The organism is Allokutzneria sp. NRRL B-24872, assembly GCF_002155965.1.
Taxonomy (GTDB): Bacteria; Actinomycetota; Actinomycetes; order Mycobacteriales; family Pseudonocardiaceae; genus Allokutzneria.
This window is the reverse complement of the sequence record NZ_MUMH01000043.1, coordinates 104,451-120,038: the sequence shown is the minus strand read 5'-3', so window position 1 is coordinate 120,038 and position 15,588 is coordinate 104,451. Positions and strand designations below refer to the sequence as shown.

Annotated in this window: 20 protein-coding genes and 1 pseudogene; 13 read left to right on the top strand and 8 right to left on the bottom strand. The window is 71.3% G+C overall.

Annotated elements, in window-relative coordinates; translation table 11 throughout:
- Both CCN37_RS39795 and CCN37_RS12935 read left to right on the top strand, forming a co-directional pair.
- A pseudogene (locus tag CCN37_RS39795) lies at positions 1 to 891 on the top strand (hypothetical protein); the annotation flags it as partial.
- Positions 892 to 1,146, top strand: a complete 255-nt coding sequence (locus tag CCN37_RS12935) for a hypothetical protein (RefSeq protein WP_086820979.1) — start codon at positions 892 to 894, stop codon at positions 1,144 to 1,146.
- A gap of 7 nt (positions 1,147 to 1,153) precedes the next feature.
- On the opposite strand, the gene CCN37_RS12930 is transcribed toward CCN37_RS12935, so the two are convergent.
- Positions 1,154 to 1,972, bottom strand: coding sequence for a dienelactone hydrolase family protein (locus CCN37_RS12930; protein WP_086820978.1), 819 nt, complete (start codon positions 1,970 to 1,972; stop codon positions 1,154 to 1,156).
- Positions 1,973 to 2,038: 66 nt separating this feature from the next.
- Between CCN37_RS12930 and CCN37_RS12925 the strand changes: the two genes are divergently transcribed.
- Genes CCN37_RS12925 through tsaD form a run of 9 tightly spaced genes read left to right on the top strand, consistent with a single transcriptional unit; the run spans position 2,039 to position 9,325 of the window.
- Entirely contained in the window at positions 2,039 to 2,509 is a 471-nt protein-coding gene (locus CCN37_RS12925; protein ID WP_143261581.1) for a DUF6228 family protein, read from the top strand.
- A 19-nt stretch (positions 2,510 to 2,528) separates the two neighbouring features.
- Positions 2,529 to 2,909 carry a holo-ACP synthase gene (locus tag CCN37_RS12920; protein WP_086820976.1) on the top strand — a complete coding sequence of 127 codons (381 nt, stop codon included), beginning with the start codon at positions 2,529 to 2,531 and terminating at the stop codon, positions 2,907 to 2,909.
- Positions 2,910 to 2,911: 2 nt separating this feature from the next.
- Entirely contained in the window at positions 2,912 to 4,357 is a 1,446-nt protein-coding gene (locus CCN37_RS12915; protein ID WP_086820975.1) for an NAD(P)H-hydrate dehydratase, read from the top strand.
- A gap of 8 nt (positions 4,358 to 4,365) precedes the next feature.
- Complete coding sequence (gene alr / locus CCN37_RS12910; protein ID WP_086820974.1) at positions 4,366 to 5,520, top strand: alanine racemase; 1,155 nt, start codon at positions 4,366 to 4,368, stop codon at positions 5,518 to 5,520.
- Complete coding sequence (locus CCN37_RS12905) at positions 5,517 to 6,626, top strand: alpha/beta fold hydrolase (protein WP_086820973.1); 1,110 nt, start codon at positions 5,517 to 5,519, stop codon at positions 6,624 to 6,626. The genes alr and CCN37_RS12905 overlap by 4 nt, the downstream gene beginning before the upstream one ends.
- Before the next feature lie 11 nt (positions 6,627 to 6,637).
- Positions 6,638 to 7,090 (top strand): tRNA (adenosine(37)-N6)-threonylcarbamoyltransferase complex ATPase subunit type 1 TsaE, encoded by a 453-nt coding sequence (tsaE, locus tag CCN37_RS12900; RefSeq protein ID WP_371504090.1) that lies wholly within the window; start codon positions 6,638 to 6,640, stop codon positions 7,088 to 7,090.
- A gap of 26 nt (positions 7,091 to 7,116) precedes the next feature.
- A complete protein-coding gene (gene tsaB / locus CCN37_RS12895; RefSeq protein ID WP_086820972.1) occupies positions 7,117 to 7,809 on the top strand; it encodes a tRNA (adenosine(37)-N6)-threonylcarbamoyltransferase complex dimerization subunit type 1 TsaB in 693 nt (230 codons plus the stop codon).
- Positions 7,810 to 7,811: 2 nt separating this feature from the next.
- A complete protein-coding gene (gene rimI, locus CCN37_RS12890; protein WP_086820999.1) occupies positions 7,812 to 8,291 on the top strand; it encodes a ribosomal protein S18-alanine N-acetyltransferase in 480 nt (159 codons plus the stop codon).
- Positions 8,288 to 9,325, top strand: a complete 1,038-nt coding sequence (tsaD, locus tag CCN37_RS12885; protein WP_086820971.1) for a tRNA (adenosine(37)-N6)-threonylcarbamoyltransferase complex transferase subunit TsaD — start codon at positions 8,288 to 8,290, stop codon at positions 9,323 to 9,325. The genes rimI and tsaD overlap by 4 nt, the downstream gene beginning before the upstream one ends.
- Positions 9,326 to 9,329: 4 nt before the next feature.
- Here tsaD and CCN37_RS12880 read toward each other — a convergent pair whose 3' ends face one another.
- The 6 genes from CCN37_RS12880 to CCN37_RS12855 form a co-directional block, all read right to left on the bottom strand.
- Positions 9,330 to 9,701, bottom strand: a complete 372-nt coding sequence (locus CCN37_RS12880) for a hypothetical protein (protein ID WP_086820970.1) — start codon at positions 9,699 to 9,701, stop codon at positions 9,330 to 9,332.
- Positions 9,698 to 10,051 (bottom strand): hypothetical protein, encoded by a 354-nt coding sequence (locus CCN37_RS12875; RefSeq protein WP_143261580.1) that lies wholly within the window; start codon positions 10,049 to 10,051, stop codon positions 9,698 to 9,700. Before CCN37_RS12875 ends, CCN37_RS12880 begins: the two co-directional genes overlap by 4 nt.
- Positions 10,052 to 10,056: 5 nt before the next feature.
- Entirely contained in the window at positions 10,057 to 10,416 is a 360-nt protein-coding gene (locus CCN37_RS12870; protein ID WP_086820968.1) for a hypothetical protein, read from the bottom strand.
- Positions 10,413 to 10,787, bottom strand: a complete 375-nt coding sequence (locus CCN37_RS12865; RefSeq protein ID WP_143261579.1) for a hypothetical protein — start codon at positions 10,785 to 10,787, stop codon at positions 10,413 to 10,415. Before CCN37_RS12865 ends, CCN37_RS12870 begins: the two co-directional genes overlap by 4 nt.
- A 72-nt stretch (positions 10,788 to 10,859) precedes the next feature.
- On the bottom strand, positions 10,860 to 12,398 hold the full coding sequence (locus tag CCN37_RS12860; RefSeq protein ID WP_086820966.1) for an alkaline phosphatase: 1,539 nt from the start codon (positions 12,396 to 12,398) through the stop codon (positions 10,860 to 10,862).
- Between the two features lie 92 nt (positions 12,399 to 12,490).
- The gene (locus tag CCN37_RS12855; RefSeq protein ID WP_086820965.1) at positions 12,491 to 12,775 is read right to left on the bottom strand and encodes a hypothetical protein; all 285 of its coding nucleotides are present in this window, start codon (positions 12,773 to 12,775) and stop codon (positions 12,491 to 12,493) included.
- A gap of 284 nt (positions 12,776 to 13,059) precedes the next feature.
- On the opposite strand from CCN37_RS12855, the gene groES reads away from it, so the two are divergent.
- Together groES and groL are read left to right on the top strand one after the other, a co-directional pair.
- Positions 13,060 to 13,362, top strand: coding sequence for a co-chaperone GroES (groES, locus tag CCN37_RS12850; protein WP_086820998.1), 303 nt, complete (start codon positions 13,060 to 13,062; stop codon positions 13,360 to 13,362).
- 107 nt (positions 13,363 to 13,469) lie between these two features.
- Complete coding sequence (gene groL, locus CCN37_RS12845; RefSeq protein WP_086820964.1) at positions 13,470 to 15,095, top strand: chaperonin GroEL; 1,626 nt, start codon at positions 13,470 to 13,472, stop codon at positions 15,093 to 15,095.
- Positions 15,096 to 15,195: 100 nt separating this feature from the next.
- Here the strand turns inward: groL and CCN37_RS12840 are convergent, their stop codons facing one another.
- Positions 15,196 to 15,501: a WhiB family transcriptional regulator gene (locus CCN37_RS12840; RefSeq protein ID WP_086820963.1), complete on the bottom strand. Its 306-nt coding sequence runs from the start codon at positions 15,499 to 15,501 to the stop codon at positions 15,196 to 15,198.
- Positions 15,502 to 15,588 lie beyond the last annotated feature (87 nt).

Genomic DNA, 15,588 nt, shown 5'->3' with positions numbered 1-15,588 from the left:
CCTCCTCCCGGCACCTCCACCGGCGGCCCGATCGGTGGCGGCGGAGGCGGTGGTGGAGGTGGCGGACGAATCCCGCCGATCGCGACGCCGCCCCAGCCGGGCCTGCCCAACGTGCCGCCGCCCAACGTGCCGCCGGTGGAGGTGCCGGGAGGAGGCGCGGAGACGTCGGGCCTTCCGGGCACGCAACAGCCGGGAATCCCTGTGCCAGAAGGAAAGCTGCGCGAGTCGGTCAGCTTCGAGGACGCCGGGTGCAAGATCTCCGTCACCAGCCCGACCCGCGACGGCCACGTGACGATCACCGTGGAGGGGCCGGACGGCAAGCCGAAGACCTACGAGGTGGACTTCGGGCCGACCGGTCCCGAGGTGAAGCCGCAGCCGGGCGTCATTCCCGTTCAGCCAGGGAACATCCCTGTGCCGCAAGAGAATCCGGTGACCAAGGCGGACGAGAACGGCAAGGCCGCGATCCGCGACGGGGACCGGACGATCCTCGCCGAGCGCGTGCCGGGCGACGCCGGGCACCTCCGCGTGACGGTGCCGGGAACGGACGGCGGGCCGACCACGTACGACATCGACTTCACCCGGGGCCAGGTGGAACTCGCGAGTGGTTCCGGCTCCGTGGAAGAGGTCGCGGAGCCCCTGCCGAGCCCTCCTGCTGCGCAGCCGGGGGAACCCGGGCTGGGCTCGATTCCCAGTGAGGGACAACGGGTTCAGGGTGCTCCACCGCAGGGAACGGGCATGATGATGCCGCCCGCTCCGCAGAACGCTGGTGGTGATCAGGAGCGCAGCGGCAACAACTGGCGCACCGAGGGCTACGTCGTCGACGAGGACGCGACCGAGGCGGTCAGCAGGGTGGCCAGAGTGCTCGGTGGGCTCGACGACGAGGAGAACTAGGTGAACGACGTCGTTGCGGCGCAGCATCGGCTGGACATGGTGATGCGTGAGCACGCCGAGCGGATGGACCTCGTGACCAGGCGCCGCGATGACGCGCTGGCCGAGGCCGAGCGCGCTGCCAAGGAGATCGCCGAGCACGCGGGTCGGGTGGTCGAACGCCTCCAAGACCGCCGCGACAACGGCTGGCCCCCACCGAGAACGCAGTCGCCGGTGGACGACGACGAGGACTTCTCGACGCAGACCTGGTTGCGCTGAAAGAGAATCAGGCCAGGCTGGGCACTGCGGGGCCGCGCGCGTAGTCGATCGAGCAACCCTTGATCTCCCCTTCCAGCAGCGCGTCGTAGCTCCGGTTGCCGGTGAGCGTGCGCAGGAAGAAGCCGGTCAGCAGGACGCGTGAGATCTTCTGCGTCTTGCTCTGCGGTTTGCCGTCGAGCAGCATGTCCGTCCACTGCCAGTTCTCGGTGAAGCCGAGGTGCGTGGCCTTGGTGATGCCGCGCAGCTGGACCGGGCCCGCCCACGCCTGCGTCACGGGCTCGGCGTGGCCGATGGGCGGGGAGATCAGGTCCTCGTCGCCGGAGAGGTGCAGCGCGGGCATGGTGCACTCGCGCGCGGCGTCGAGCGCGGACGGACGGGTCTCCGAGAGTCCCATCGTGCCGACCGCGCGCACGCGCTTGTCCGCAGCCGCCGCCAGCACCGCGCAGCCGCCACCGAGGGAGTGCCCGGCGGTGCCGAGCTGTTCCGGGTTCACGCTGATCCGGCCTTCACCCAGGCGCACGGAGGAGCAGATGTCCAGCGCCGTGCGCATGTCGGCGGTGAACAGCCGGTGCGAGGGCAGCGGGCCGTTCTGCGTCGCGGGCGCGGCGACGACGAAGCCCCACGAGGCCAGGTGCCGCATGAAGCCGTGGTAGCGCTTGATCGGCTGGAGCCAGCCGTGGCCGAACACCACCGCCGGGAGGCCGTTGCCGGACTCCGGGGTGAGCACCGCGCCGGGGAGGCCCACCAGCGCCAGGTCCCCTCGCATCACCCGGTGCGGGCCGGGGCGAGAGAGCTCCTTGAACGCCTGCTTGGCGGTGAGTGCCATGAGCCGAGACGTTAGTGGATCGGCCGCCGAGCTGCGATGGCAGGCGTGCCCATACCCTGTCCGGCTGTGGCTGGAGTGTGCGAGCACGGGTGGCAGCGGCGCGAGATCGAGATGCGCTGCATGGACGACACCGAGGTCCGCGTGGGGCTGCTGCGCTTCGCGGAGCGGCACCTCGCCGAGGACGCGAACGACGGGCGGCTGTTCTTCCTGGTGGAGATCGGCGCGCCGGGGCTTCACGCGCGGCTGGAGGGGGCGACGAACCTGGTCGACGGCATGGGGCTGCCGTGCTTCCTCGGCGGGCTGGACTTCCGGGGCTGGGAGGGCGAGAAGCACTGGCGCAGCGCCGATCGCGACATCGAGGTGGTCGCCCGGTTCTCCGATCGCGGACGCATCGGGTTGGAGTGGACGCTGCGGCCCTGGCGGCAGTCGGTGACGGGGGAGTGGACGGCCACGGTGATCACCGAGCTGGAGGCCGGGGCGGAGAAGGACACCTTGGTGGCGGATCTGCACAACTTCCTGGCTGTCGAGATGGGCTGACCGTGGGAGCCTGTGCAGCGTGATCGTGGGCATAGGCACCGACATCGTCGGCGTGCGGCGCTTCGAGCGGCTGCTCGACCGGACGCCGCGCATGCTCGACCGGCTGTTCACCGAGGCGGAGCGCCGCACCCGCAAGGGGGAGCTGCGCCGCCCGGCCTCGCTCGCCGCCAGGTACGCGGCGAAGGAAGCGGTGGTGAAGGCGCTCGGCGCACCGCACGGCTACCAGCTGCTGGAATGCGAAGTCGTTGCGGCGCAGGACAATCGCCCCTCCGTGCGGCTCACGGGCGTGCTCGCCGGAGCCGCTGAGGAGGCCGGGGTCGGCTCCTGGCACCTCTCGCTGACGCACGACGCCGACATCGCGGCCGCGTTCGTGGTCGCCGAGCGAACCGGGAGGAGCTGAGCGTGAAGGGCGTGTGGACCACCGAGCACGTGCGCGAGGCGGAGAACCGCTTGCTGGCACGGGTTCCGGACGGCTCGCTGATGCGCAAGGCGGCGTTCGGCCTCGCCACGGTCGCGCTGCGGATGCTCGGCCGCGGCGTTGTCGGGCGCCGCGTCACACTCCTCGTCGGTGCGGGCAACAACGGCGGGGATGCGTTGTGGGCCGGGGCTTTCCTGCGCAGGCGCGGCGTCGCGGTGACCGCCGTGCTGTTGTCGCCGGAGCGCGCGCACGCCGAAGGTCTTGCCGCGCTGAGGAAAGCGGGCGGACGCGTCACGACCGACGGCCACGAGGCGGTTCGGCGCGCGGATCTGGTGATCGACGGCATCGTGGGCCTGTCCGCGCGAGGTCCGTTGCGTCCGGCCGCCGCTGAGCTGGTCGAGCTGATCACCGCGCCCGTGCTCGCCGTGGACCTGCCCAGCGGGGTCGAGCCGGACACCGGCGTGGTGAACGGCCCAGCGGTGACCGCGACCGCGACGGTCACCTTCGGCTGCCACAAGCCGCTGCACGTGCTCGGCGAGGGCGCCAAGCGCAGCGGAGAGGTGCACCTGGTCGACATCGGGCTCGGCGCTGAGCTGGGCGAGCCCGACATCACCGTGCTCGAACCCGCTGACGTGGGCCGCCTGTGGCCGGTGCCGGGGCCGACCGACGACAAGTACACGCAGGGCGTCACCGGCGTGGCCGCAGGCTCGGCGACCTATCCGGGAGCCGCAGTGCTGGCCGCCGGAGCCGCGACGCTGGCGACCTCCGGCATGGTCCGCTACACCGGCCCCGCCGCCGACGCGATCCGCGCGCGCTGGCCCGAGGTGGTCGCGACGGCCTCGATCGGTGACACGGGACGCGTGCAGGCATGGGTGGTCGGGCCCGGCATGGGCACCGGTCCGAGCGGCCGGGACGCGCTCGCCCAGGTCCTCGAAGCCGGGGTAGCGGTGTGCGCCGACGCGGACGCGATCACGTTGCTGGCCAAGCACAAGGACCTGTGGGACCGGCGCGAACCCGGAACGCCGATGGTGATCACTCCGCACGACCGGGAGTTCGCCAGGCTCGCGGGGGAGGTCGGTGACGATCGCGTCGCCGCGGCTCTGCGAGCGGCCCGGAGCTACGACGTGGTGGTGCTGCTCAAGGGCCACAGCACCGTGGTCGCCGCGCCGGACGGCCGCGTCCTGGTCAACCCGGCGCGCTCCTCGTGGGCCGCGACGGCGGGCTCCGGCGACGTACTGGCCGGGCTGATCGGATCGTTGCTGGCCGGGGGCATGGACCCGGTGCTCGCGGCGGGCTGCGCGGCGGCGGCGCACGAGCTGGCCGGGGAGCTGGCCTCGGCCGGAGCGCCGATCCCCGCGGGCTCCTTGCTGCGGGAAGTGCCGAACGCGATCCGCGTCCTACGGGCCGCCGCCGCGTCTGTGTCACCATGAACGCCGTTATGGCTGCTCAGAACCCGCACCTGCCGCGTGCCGAAGTGCTCGTCGACACCGACGCCCTCCGGCACAACATCGCCCTGCTCAGCGGCCTCGCCGCGGCGTCGGGCGCACAAACGATGGCGGTCGTGAAGGCCGACGGTTACGGGCACGGAGCACTGCACGTGGCCAGGACCGCGCTGGCCTCCGGTGCCTCCTGGGTCGGCGTCTGCCACCTCGACGAAGCCCTGGCGCTGCGGGCGGGCGGGATCACCGCGCCGATCTTCTCGTGGCTGCACGTGCCGGACGAGCACTTCGACGAGGCGGTGAGCGCCGGGATCGACCTGTCGGTCTCCTCCCTCGTCGCGCTCGACGCCGTGCTCGCGTCGGTGAACAACACCGGGACCAGCGCGCGAATCCACCTCAAGGCCGACACCGGGCTCTCGCGCAACGGCTGCGCTCCGCAGGACTGGCCGGAGCTGGTCAAGGCGGCCGCCGCAGCGCAGCGCACGGGCTGGGTCGAGGTCATCGGCGTCTGGTCGCACCTCGCCTGCGCCGACGAGCCCGGCCACCCGTCGATCGACGCCCAGGCGAAGCGGCTGAACGAGGCGCACGCGCTCGCCGTGGACGCGGGTCTGCGGCCGATCCGGCACATCGCCAACTCCGCCGCCGTGCTCAGCCGCCCCGACCTGCACTTCGAGCTGGTCCGCACGGGCATCGCGATGTACGGGCTGAACCCGATGCCGCCCGGCTTCGGTGGCGAGCAGCTGCGCCCCGCCATGACCTTCCGCGCCCGCGTCGCACTGACCAAACGCATCGCCGCTGGTGAGGGCGTGTCCTACGGGCTCTCGTGGACTGCTCCGCGCGAGACCACCATCGCGCTGGTCCCGGCCGGGTACGCCGACGGGGTGCCGCGCGCGCTCTCCGGGCGGATGGAGGTCCTCCTCGGCGGCAAGCGGCGGCAGGTCGTCGGCCGGGTCTGCATGGACCAGGTCATGGTCGACTGCGGGGACGACGCGGTCCGCGAGGGCGACGAGGTCGTCCTGTTCGGCCCCGGCACCAGGGGCGAGCCGACCGCGACCGAGTGGGCCGACACCCTCGGCACGATCCACTACGAGATCGTCACGGGCATGACCCGCCCGCGCGTCGTCAGAACGGTCGTCCCGGTCGGAGGAGCATGAGCCGCGTCTGGAAGGCCGTCGGAGTCGCCGGTGGCGTGCTCGGTGCCGCTGTCGCGGGCACCGCCGTGGGCGCGGCGGCCAAGAGCTCCCAGATCAAGCACCGCCGCGAGGGCGCGGCCATCCTCGACCGCTACGCGGACGAACCGCTCGGCGCGCTCAAGCCCGACCGCACCTCGACCGTGGCCGCCGACGACGGCGTGCCGATCTACGTCGAGGAGGTCGGCCCGGCCGACGGCGGCAAGCCCGAGCTGACCGTGGTGCTGGTGCACGGCTTCGCGCTGGACCGCAGGACCTGGCACTTCCAGCGCCGCGACCTGCCGCAGCTGACCGATCCGCGCGTGCGCCTGGTGATCTACGACCAGCGCAGCCACGGCCGCTCCGGTCGCGGCGCCCCCGAGACCTCCACGATCGACCAGCTCGGCCACGACCTCGACGCGGTGCTGCGCGCGATGGTGCCCAAGGGGCAGATGGTGCTGGTCGGGCACTCGATGGGCGGCATGACGATCATGGCGCTGGCCGAGCAGCGGCCCGAGCTGTTCCGCGACCGCGTAGCCGGGGTGGCCTTCCTCGGCACCTCCGCCGGCGAGATCGGCCGCTCCGGGCTGCCCCGGCCGGTGCTGTCCCGGCACAACCCCGTCACCCTCGGCGTCGGCAGGCTGGCCAGCTGGACCCCCGGGCTCGTCGAGCGGGTGCGCGGCGTCGGCGGGCAGATCGTCTGGGGACTCATCCGCAGGCTGGCCTTCGGCGACCGCAAGGTCAGCCCGGCACTGGTCGACCTCGTCGATGACATGATCTCCAGCACCTCGGTGCAGGTGCTGACGGAGTTCCTGGAGACCCTGGGCACGCACAACCGGGTCTCCGCGCTCGCGGGCCTTCGGCACACCCACGTGCTGGTGATCGGCGCGGACGCGGACCGGCTCACGCCGTACTCGCACTCCGAGGTGATCGCGGCCGAGCTGCCCGACGCGGAGCTGGTGCTGGCCGAGGGCGCTGGGCACGTGCTGATGCTGGAGCAGCCCGTGCTGGTCAACGAGCGCCTCGCCGAGCTGTTCGGCAGGTGCGTCGGTCGGAGTGGGGAGAGGAAGCGCTGGTGGAAGCGGGCGTGAACCCGGTGAACGTGACGGCGTGGACGGCTGAGCTGGCCGAGCACGAGGACACCATGGCCCTGGGCAGGCGGCTGGGCGCCCTGCTCGGCCGAGGGGACCTGGTGCTGCTCGCGGGTCCGCTCGGCGCCGGGAAGACCGTGCTGGTCAAGGGCATCGCCGAGGGGCTCGGAGTGCGCGGGCGGGTCAGCTCGCCGACCTTCGTCATCTCGCGCGTGCACCCCGGCGAGCGCGCCACCCTGGTGCACGTGGACGCCTACCGGCTCGGCGGGGACGCCCTCGAGCTGGACGACCTCGACCTGGACACCGATCTCGAAGACGCCGTCGTGGTGATCGAGTGGGGCGAGGGCTTCGCCGAACGCCTCGCCGAGGACCACCTGCTCGTGCGCATCGACCGCCGCCCGGACGACGTCCGCGAGGTCTCCCTCACCGGGCTGCCCCGCGTGGTGGCCGCCCTCACGGCCTGACCAGTGCGGTCGTAGACTCGTCAGTCGTGCTCGTGCTCGCGCTGGACACCGCAACCCCCGCCGTCACGGCCGGTGTTGTCGCCCTCGACGGTGACGCCCTGCCGGAGCTGCTCGCCGAGCGGGTGACCGTCGACCCGCGAGCGCACACCGAGCTGCTCACCCCGCACCTCACCGCCGCGCTGGACGAGGCGGGGGTCGGGCTCGACCAGCTCGACGCGATCGTCTGCGGCTCCGGGCCGGGACCGTTCACCGGGCTGCGCGTCGGCATGGTCACCGCCGCCGCGCTCGGCCAGGTGCTGAACATCCCCGTGCACCCCGTGTCCACATTGGACGCCATCGCGTTCGCGACCCCGTTCCACACCTCGCTGCTCGTGGTCACCGACGCGCGCCGCCGCGAGGTCTACTGGTCGGTCTACTGCGACCAGGGCTGGCGCGTCGCGGGCCCGCACGTGGACCGCCCGGACGCGGTCGCGGCGAAGCTCGCCGACGAGCTCGCGGACATCGGCATCACGGAGGTTTCCGGTCCCGTCGCCGAGCAGCACGCCGAGCTCTTCGGCCTGACCGTGCTGCCGACGACCTACCCGACCCCGACCGGCCTGGTCGGCGCTGCCGCCCGCGAACTGCGCGAAGGCGCCGAGCCCGCGCCGCTGACCCCGCTGTACCTGCGGCAGCCCGACGCCGTCGAGCCGGGCGCGCGCAAGCGGGTGAGCCAGGCATGACCGTGCGGCTGGGCACCTTGCTGCGCAAGGACGTGCCGCGCTGCGCCGAGCTGGAGCAGGAGATCTTCGCCGGCGAGGACCCGTGGTCGGTCGGCATGTTCGTCAGCGAGATCGAGGCGGGCGCCTTCTACATCGGCGCCTTCGAGGAGGACGACCACCTCGTCGGCTACGCCGGGTTGGCCGTGATCGGCTCGCCGCCCAACGCCGAGGCCGAGGTGCACACCATCGCCGTCGACCCGAAGCGGCAGGGCGAGGGCATCGGCAAGGCGCTGCTTCGGCAGCTGCTGGACCGGGCCGACGCCGTCAACGCCGTGACCTTCCTGGAGGTCCGCACCGACAACGAGTCGGCGAAGGGCCTCTACACCGCCAACGACTTCGAGGTCGTCGGCCTGCGCAAGCGCTACTACCAGCCCTCGGGCGCGGACGCGCACACGATGCGCCGTCCGTCGCTGACCGAGCGCGAGGGGAAGAAGACGTCATGATCGTGCTCGGCATCGAGACCTCCTGCGACGAGACCGGCGTCGGCATCCTCCGCCGCGACGCCGACGGCACGCTGGAGCTGCTCGCCGACGAGGTGGCCTCCAGCGTCGAGGAGCACGCCCGCTTCGGCGGTGTCGTGCCCGAGATCGCCAGCCGCGCGCACCTGCAGGCCATGGCGCCGACCATGCGCAGGGCGCTGGACACCGCGGGCATCGAACTGTCCGCGGTGGACGCCATCGCGGTCACCGCAGGCCCTGGGCTCTCCGGTGCGCTGATGGTCGGGATCGCCGCGGCCAAGGCCTACGCGACCGCGTCGGGCAAGCCGCTCTACGGCGTCAACCACCTCGCGGGCCACGTCGCCGCCGACACCATCGAGCACGGTCCGCTGCCGCCGCGCTGCCTCGCGCTGCTGGTCTCCGGCGGCCACAGCCAGCTGCTGCTGGTCGAGGGGCTGACCGAGAAGATCACCGAGCTCGGCGCCACGATCGACGACGCCGCAGGCGAGGCCTACGACAAGGTCGCCAGAATCCTCGGCCTGCCCTACCCGGGCGGTCCGCCCATCGACAAGCTGGCCAAGCAGGGGGATCCGCGCGCGATCGCCTTCCCGCGCGGGCTGACCGGCCAGCGCGACGCGCCGTTCGACTTCTCCTTCTCCGGGCTCAAGACCGCTGTCGCGCGGTGGGTGGAGAAGCACGAGGCGACCGGGGCCGAGATCCCGCTGGCCGACGTCGCGGCGAGCTTCCAGGAGGCCGTCGCCGACGTGCTCACCGCCAAGGCGATCCGCGCCGCGCGCGAGCACGGGGTCGACACGATGGTCATCTCCGGCGGCGTCGCGGCCAACTCGCGGCTCGGCGAGCTGGCCCGCGAGCGCTGCGCCGAGGCCGGGATCACGCTGCGGGTCCCGCGACCCAGGCTGTGCACCGACAACGGCGCGATGATCGCGGCGCTGGGCGCGCACGTGGTGGCGAGCGGGGCCAAGCCCTCACCCGCCACCCTCGCCGCCGACACGTCGCTGCCGCTGGTCTACGGCAGCTGAGCCCTCACCAGCGCAGGCCGACCTTGATCGTCCTGTGGCTGCTGCTGCTGAACACCTCGACGGCGTAGTCGCCGGGGTGCGGCGCCGACATGGTGGTGCAGGTCCACGAGCTGGCGGGGTCGTTGACCCGCACGTTGCCCTCGCAGCGTCGGAGACCGGTCCTGAAGACCCAGTGCACGGAGACGTTCTCTCCGCCGATGACGTCGATGTCGACGTGTCCGGTGTACCCGGGGAAACCGCTCCCGGTGAGGAGGCAGTGACCACCGGAACCGTTGCAGGTCTTGCTGTTGCCCCCGGCGCTCGCGCTGGGCACGGTCACCAACGCCATGCCGAGCGCGAGGACCGCCGTCGCGGCGGACTTCCCGAGAGCCCTCACCAGCGGACGCCCACCACGAGCACGTCGTGCCCGTCCGGTGCGTCGATGACCACGCGGTAGTGCCCCGGGTGCACGTTGTGGCACACCCAGGAGCGGGGCGGGTCGTTCACCCAGAAGTCGGCGACGCAGCGCTCGCCGTGATCGCCCTTGTAGCGCATGTGCACGACGGTGTTCGGTCCGCCGACGACGTCCGCGTCGATGCTCAGCGTGCCGCCGGGGAAGTCGTACCCGTCGACCAGGCAGGCCCGGTCCGACGTGCAGGTCTTGCTGCGGCCCCCCGCGCTCGCACTGGGCGTGGTCACGAGCGCGATGCCGATCGCGAGCACGGCCGCGATGGATTTCTTCAGCACGCCGCTCACCACCTGATCCCGAGCCGGTAGCCGTCGTGGTACTCGGTGTCGGAGACGATGAGCCGGTAGCCGCCCGGGTCCGCGCCGTGGCATACCCAGGACTTCGGCGGGTCGTTCACCCAGAACGTGGTGCCGCACCGGAACCCGTTGTCGCCCTTGTACCGCCACTCGACGAGCCGGTTCGCGCCGCCGATCACGTCCACGTCGATGCTGACCGTGCCGCCGGGAAAACCCCCGCCCTCGAGCCTGCAGATGTGGTCGTACCCGCAGCTCCGGTTGCTCCCGCCCGCGAATGCGCTGGGAGTCGCGGCGAACACCATCGCGATGGCGACCGCGACGACAGCGAATGATTTTCCGATTTTCACCAACGCGCTCCTACGTGAAAGTCGTACTCGTTGACGTACGCCTCGGTCGTGGTGACCCGGATCTTGCCGGGCGGCATGTTGTGGCACAACCAGGATCGGGCCGGCTCGGCTGCCCAGAACTCGGTGACGCACTTGTGCCCGGTCTCGGTCTGCACGCGCAGCAGGATCAGCAGGATCTTCATGTTGGGGCCGTTGAGCGCGTCCGCGTCGACGGCGAGCGTGCCGCCGGGGAACCCGCCGAACTCCAGCTGACAGAAGACCTTCTTGTAGCAGGACAACTTGGGGTTGTTGACCGCGCTCGCGCTGGGCACCGTCACGAGCGCCATTCCCAGCGCGAGCGCGGCCGTTCCGAGGATTCTTCCGATTTTCACAGGTCTCCCACGCGTCAGAATCGTTTCGCGCGTGAAGTTAATGAGGCGACCGTGAAGCGGGCTGACGCTCGGCTAAACGTTCCTGAACAGTTTCGGAATTCCGTCCACGATGCGGAACGAGGCTTTCGTCCGAATGGACTCACCTGGCGTGGACACCTTCTGCACCGCGCGGTAGTCCACCTGGACCTCCTGTGCGGTGAACCGCGTCCGCACGTATCCGCGACGATTATTGAAGAACTGGATGTGCGGATTCTCCTTGAGCACGGCCTCGGTGTCGGCGCGCGTTTCCGACCCGTCGCCGCCGCTGCTGATCGAGCTCGTCACCAGCTCGACGCCGACCGACGGCGAGGTCGGGTCGTTCCACCTCTGGTGCACGTTGGCGCCCCACGCGGCGTGCACGTCACCGGTCAGCACGATCGCGTTGCGCACCCCCGCCGAGGTCCAGCCGTCCACGATCCGGTCCCGGTTGGCGGCGTAGCCGTCCCAGGCGTCCATGCTGTTCAGCTCGCCCTCGCCGGGCTTGGAGTCCAGTTGGGAGAAGAACACCTGCTGCCCCAGGACGTCCCAGCGCGCCCGTGACGAGCGGAACCCGTCCAGCAGCCACGCCTCCTGCTCCGCGCCGGTGATCGTCCGCTTCGGGTCGAACCGCTCGGGGCAGTCCTTCTTGCCGTCGCCGCATGCCTGGTCGTCGCGGTACTGCCGGGTGTCGAGCATGTGGAAGGTGGCCAGTCCGCCCCAGCCGATCCGCCGGTACAGCCGCAGCTCCGGCCCGCTCGGCAGCGCGGAGCGGCGCAGCGGCATGTTCTCGTAGTACGCCTGGAAAGCGGCCTTCCTGCGCAGCGCGAACCCGGGGTCCGGCTTCTCGGGCACCGTGCCCGCCCAGTTGTTCTCCACCTCGTGGTCGTCGAGCACCACCACCCACGGCGCCACCGCGTGCGCGGCCTGGAGGTCGAGGTCGCTCTTGTACTGGGCGTAGCGCTGCCGGTAGTTCGCCAGCGTCGTGGTCTCCGGACCGACGTGGTGCCGCACGTTCCCGCCGGGCGCCACGTACACGTTCGGCGCGTACTCGTACTGGTAGTCGCCCAGGTGCAGCACCAGGTCCGGGCAGTCCTCCGCGAGCCGCCGGTAGGCCGTGAAGTGGCCGTGCTCGTACTGGGCGCAGGAGGCGAAGCACATGGTCAGCGGAGAGGTGACCGAACGCGCGGACGGCGCGGTCCTCGTGCGCCCGGCGGGGGAGAGGTGCCCGTCCGCGCGAAAGCGGTAGAGGTACGGGCGGCCGGGGCGGAGCCCGGCGAGCTCCACGTGCACGCTGTGGCCCAGCTCGGGGACCGCGGTCTCGACGCCGCGCCGGACGATCCTGGTGAAGCGCTCGTCGTCGGCCAGCTCCCACTCCACCTCGACCGCGCGGGAGCCCATACCGCCCATGCCGTCCTCGGCGAGCGGGGTCGGGGCGAGCCTGGTCCACAGGACCACGCCGTCGGGGCACGGATCGCCGGACGCGACACCGAGGGTGAACGGGTTCGCGGGGCCCGCGGTGGCGGCTCCGCCGAGGGTGACCGCGCCGAGGGCGGTGAGCCCGCCGATCAGCGCGCGCCGGGAGATCTCTCGCATGGGCCGAATCCCACCCCGGCCGGAGCGGGGTTGGCCAGGAAGACACCCTGATGGTTCCGCGCCAGGGAGGAACCATCAGGGCGAGCGCTCGCTCAGGGGCGGTTGCAGAGGATGGTGACGCGCGCCCAGTAGCTGGAGCCGGTCTGCGTGATCTGCGGGATGCCGACGCGGTAGCACTGGAAGCGGCTGTACCCGCCGATGCTCGCGCGCCAGTACGCGTCGTTCTCCGCCTGCATCACGGCCAGCGAGCTGATGCTGCTGAAGCCCTGGCCGTCGTACCAGTTGGTGATGGGCGCGGCGGAGGCCAGCGCGCCGCCGGAGAGCGCCAGCGCGCCCGTGGCGGCGGCTACGGTGAGGACGCTGCGCAGCTTGGACATGGGGTCTACCTCCGGGTCAGGGGGAGCGGTCGAACCCATCCTGACCAGCGCGGACGTCCTGGGAACACACCGCCGTTCTGGGGTGTTGACCCCCGTCGGGAGCCGGTGCTAGCCATGTCGGGAGCGGGAAAATCGCGGCCCTGACGTTGAGCGCTGGCACTCTCGTGGGTAGAGTGCCAATCGCACGGCGCCGACCTGCCCCGGCACCCGCGACGGCGGGACAGCAGGTGCCGTCCGGTACCTGCCAACGCTTTCAAGACCGTGGAGGTCACACCGTGACGAGCGTGAACGTCAAGGTGAACATCAAGCCGCTCGAGGACAAGATCGTCGTCCAGGCGAGCGAGCCCGAGACGACGACCGCGTCGGGCCTCGTCATCCCGGACACGGCGAAGGAGAAGCCCCAGGAGGGCGCTGTCCTCGCCGTGGGCCCCGGCCGCATCGACGACAAGGGCAACCGCGTCCCGCTGGACGTCAACGTGGGTGACACCGTCATCTACTCCAAGTACGGCGGCACCGAGGTCAAGTACAACGGCGAGGAGTACCTGATCCTCTCGGCTCGCGACGTGCTGGCCGTCATCGAGAAGTGACGTCGCCGCACCACTAGCGCGCATCCGCCCCGGCGGCCCCCAGGGGCTTCCGGGGCGTTCTCGTGTCACCAAGCACTCGTGCCACACAGCAGGAGAGAGACGGGTACATGCCCAAGCAGATCAGCTTCGACGAGGACGCCCGCCGCGCCCTCGAGCGGGGTGTCAACCAGCTGGCCGACGTCGTCAAGGTGACGCTCGGCCCGCGCGGTCGGCACGTCGTGCTGGACAAGAAGTTCGGTGGCCCGACCGTCACCAACGACGGTGTGACCATCGCGCGCGAGGTCGAGCTGGACGACGCGTTCGAGAACCTCGGCGCGCAGCTGGCGAAGACCGTCGCCACCAAGACCAACGACGTCGCCGGTGACGGCACCACCACCGCGACCGTGCTGGCCCAGGCCATGGTCCGGGTCGGCCTGCGCAACGTGGCCGCCGGTGCCAACCCCACCGCGCTCGGCAAGGGCATCGAGGCGGCCGCCGAGGCCGTCGTCGAGGCGCTCAAGGCCAAGGCCACCCCGGTCAAGGGGCGCGAGAACATCGCGCAGGTCGGCACCGTCTCCTCGCGGGACGAGACGATCGGCGCGCTGCTCGGCGAGGCCATGGAGAAGGTCGGCGAGAACGGTGTCATCACCATCGAGGAGTCCTCGACGCTGACCACCGAGCTCGACATCACCGAGGGCCTGGACTTCGACAAGGGCTTCATCTCGGCGCACTTCGTCACCGACGCCGAGTCGCAGGAAGCCGTGCTGGAGGACGCCTTCGTCCTGCTGCACCGCGACAAGATCGGCGCGATCGCCGACCTGCTCCCCGTGCTGGAGAAGGTCGTCGAGGCGGGCAAGCCGCTGCTGATCGTCGCCGAGGACGTCGAGGGCGAGGCGCTGTCCACCCTGGTGGTCAACGCCGTGCGCAAGACCCTGCGCGTCGTCGCGGTCAAGGCGCCGTTCTTCGGCGACCGCCGCAAGGCGTTCCTGGACGACCTGGCCATCGTCACCGGCGGCAAGGTCATCGCGCCGGAGGTCGGGCTGAAGCTGGCCGAGGCCGGTCTCGACGTGCTCGGCAAGGTCCGCCGCGTCGTGGTCACCAAGGACGCGACCACCTTCGTCGACGGCGGCGGGGACAAGGCCGAGGTGGACGGCAGGATCGAGCAGATCCGCCGCGAGATCGCCGCGACCGACTCCGACTGGGACCGCGAGAAGCTGCAGGAGCGGCTGGCCAAGCTCTCCGGCGGCGTCGCGGTGATCAAGGTCGGTGCCGCCACCGAGACCGAGGCCAAGGAGCGCAAGCACCGCATCGAGGACGCGGTCGCCGCCACCAGGGCCGCGGTCGAGGAGGGCATCGTGCCCGGCGGCGGTTCCGCGCTGGTGCACGCCGCCAAGGTGCTGGACAACGGCCTCGGCCTGGACGGCGACGAGGCGACCGGTGTCGCCATCGTGCGCGAGGCGCTGGCCTCGCCGCTGTTCTGGATCGCGGCCAACGCCGGTCTGGAGGGCGCCGTCGTCGTGCACAAGGTGCGCGAACTGGAGTGGGGTCAGGGCTTCAACGCCGCGAACCTCACCTACGGCGACCTCATCGACGACGGCGTGGTCGACCCGGTGAAGGTGACCCGCTTCGCGGTCGCCAACGCCGCCTCCATCGCCAGGATGGTGCTCACCACGGAGAGCGCGATCGTGGAGAAGAGGGAGGACGCTCCCGAGTCCGCGGGCGGTCACGGGCACGGCCACGGACACCGTCACTGACGGTAGTTGAGCCGTAACGGACAAAGAAGAGGCCGGACGCCCTGGGCGTCCGGCCTCTTCCTCGTTTCGGGCAGCCTGGTGAGAAGGCTGGGGCACCGCGTCAGGCGGTGGGTGCCAGCGCGATCTTGCGCCGACGGGCACTGATGATCGTCTCGCGCTCCGATTCCGACATGCCGCCCCAGATGCCGTAGGGCTCCTGCACGGCGAGCGCGTGCTTGCGACACATGTCGAGCACGGGACAGCGCTGGCACACGGCTTTCGCCCTGGCCTCGCGCCGTGATCGTGCTGGTCCTCGTTCACCGTCGGGATGGAAGAAGAACGCGCTGTCCATGCCGCGGCACGAACCTTCCAGCTGCCAGTCCCACAGGTCCGCGTTGGGCCCCGGAAGTCGCCGAGTGTCCGCCATCGCCGACCGCCTCCTCACCAAAGTCTGGGTTGTGCTGCCTTGGTCTTTCCCGCACGGTGCTGGGTCAACCGTAGAACCGAGTCAAAA

What these genes read in the sequence shown, in the direction of transcription:
- CCN37_RS12930 (WP_086820978.1), bottom strand. Translation starts at nt 1,972, where the DNA reads ATGGCACTCACCGCCAAGCAGGCGTTCAAGGAGCTCTCTCGCCCCGGC.
- alr (WP_086820974.1), top strand. Translation starts at nt 4,366, where the DNA reads ATGGCTGCTCAGAACCCGCACCTGCCGCGTGCCGAAGTGCTCGTCGAC.
- CCN37_RS12905 (WP_086820973.1), top strand. Translation starts at nt 5,517, where the DNA reads ATGAGCCGCGTCTGGAAGGCCGTCGGAGTCGCCGGTGGCGTGCTCGGT.
- tsaD (WP_086820971.1), top strand. Translation starts at nt 8,288, where the DNA reads ATGATCGTGCTCGGCATCGAGACCTCCTGCGACGAGACCGGCGTCGGC.
- CCN37_RS12860 (WP_086820966.1), bottom strand. Translation starts at nt 12,398, where the DNA reads ATGCGAGAGATCTCCCGGCGCGCGCTGATCGGCGGGCTCACCGCCCTC.
- CCN37_RS12855 (WP_086820965.1), bottom strand. Translation starts at nt 12,775, where the DNA reads ATGTCCAAGCTGCGCAGCGTCCTCACCGTAGCCGCCGCCACGGGCGCG.
- groL (WP_086820964.1), top strand. Translation starts at nt 13,470, where the DNA reads ATGCCCAAGCAGATCAGCTTCGACGAGGACGCCCGCCGCGCCCTCGAG.
- CCN37_RS12840 (WP_086820963.1), bottom strand. Translation starts at nt 15,501, where the DNA reads ATGGCGGACACTCGGCGACTTCCGGGGCCCAACGCGGACCTGTGGGAC.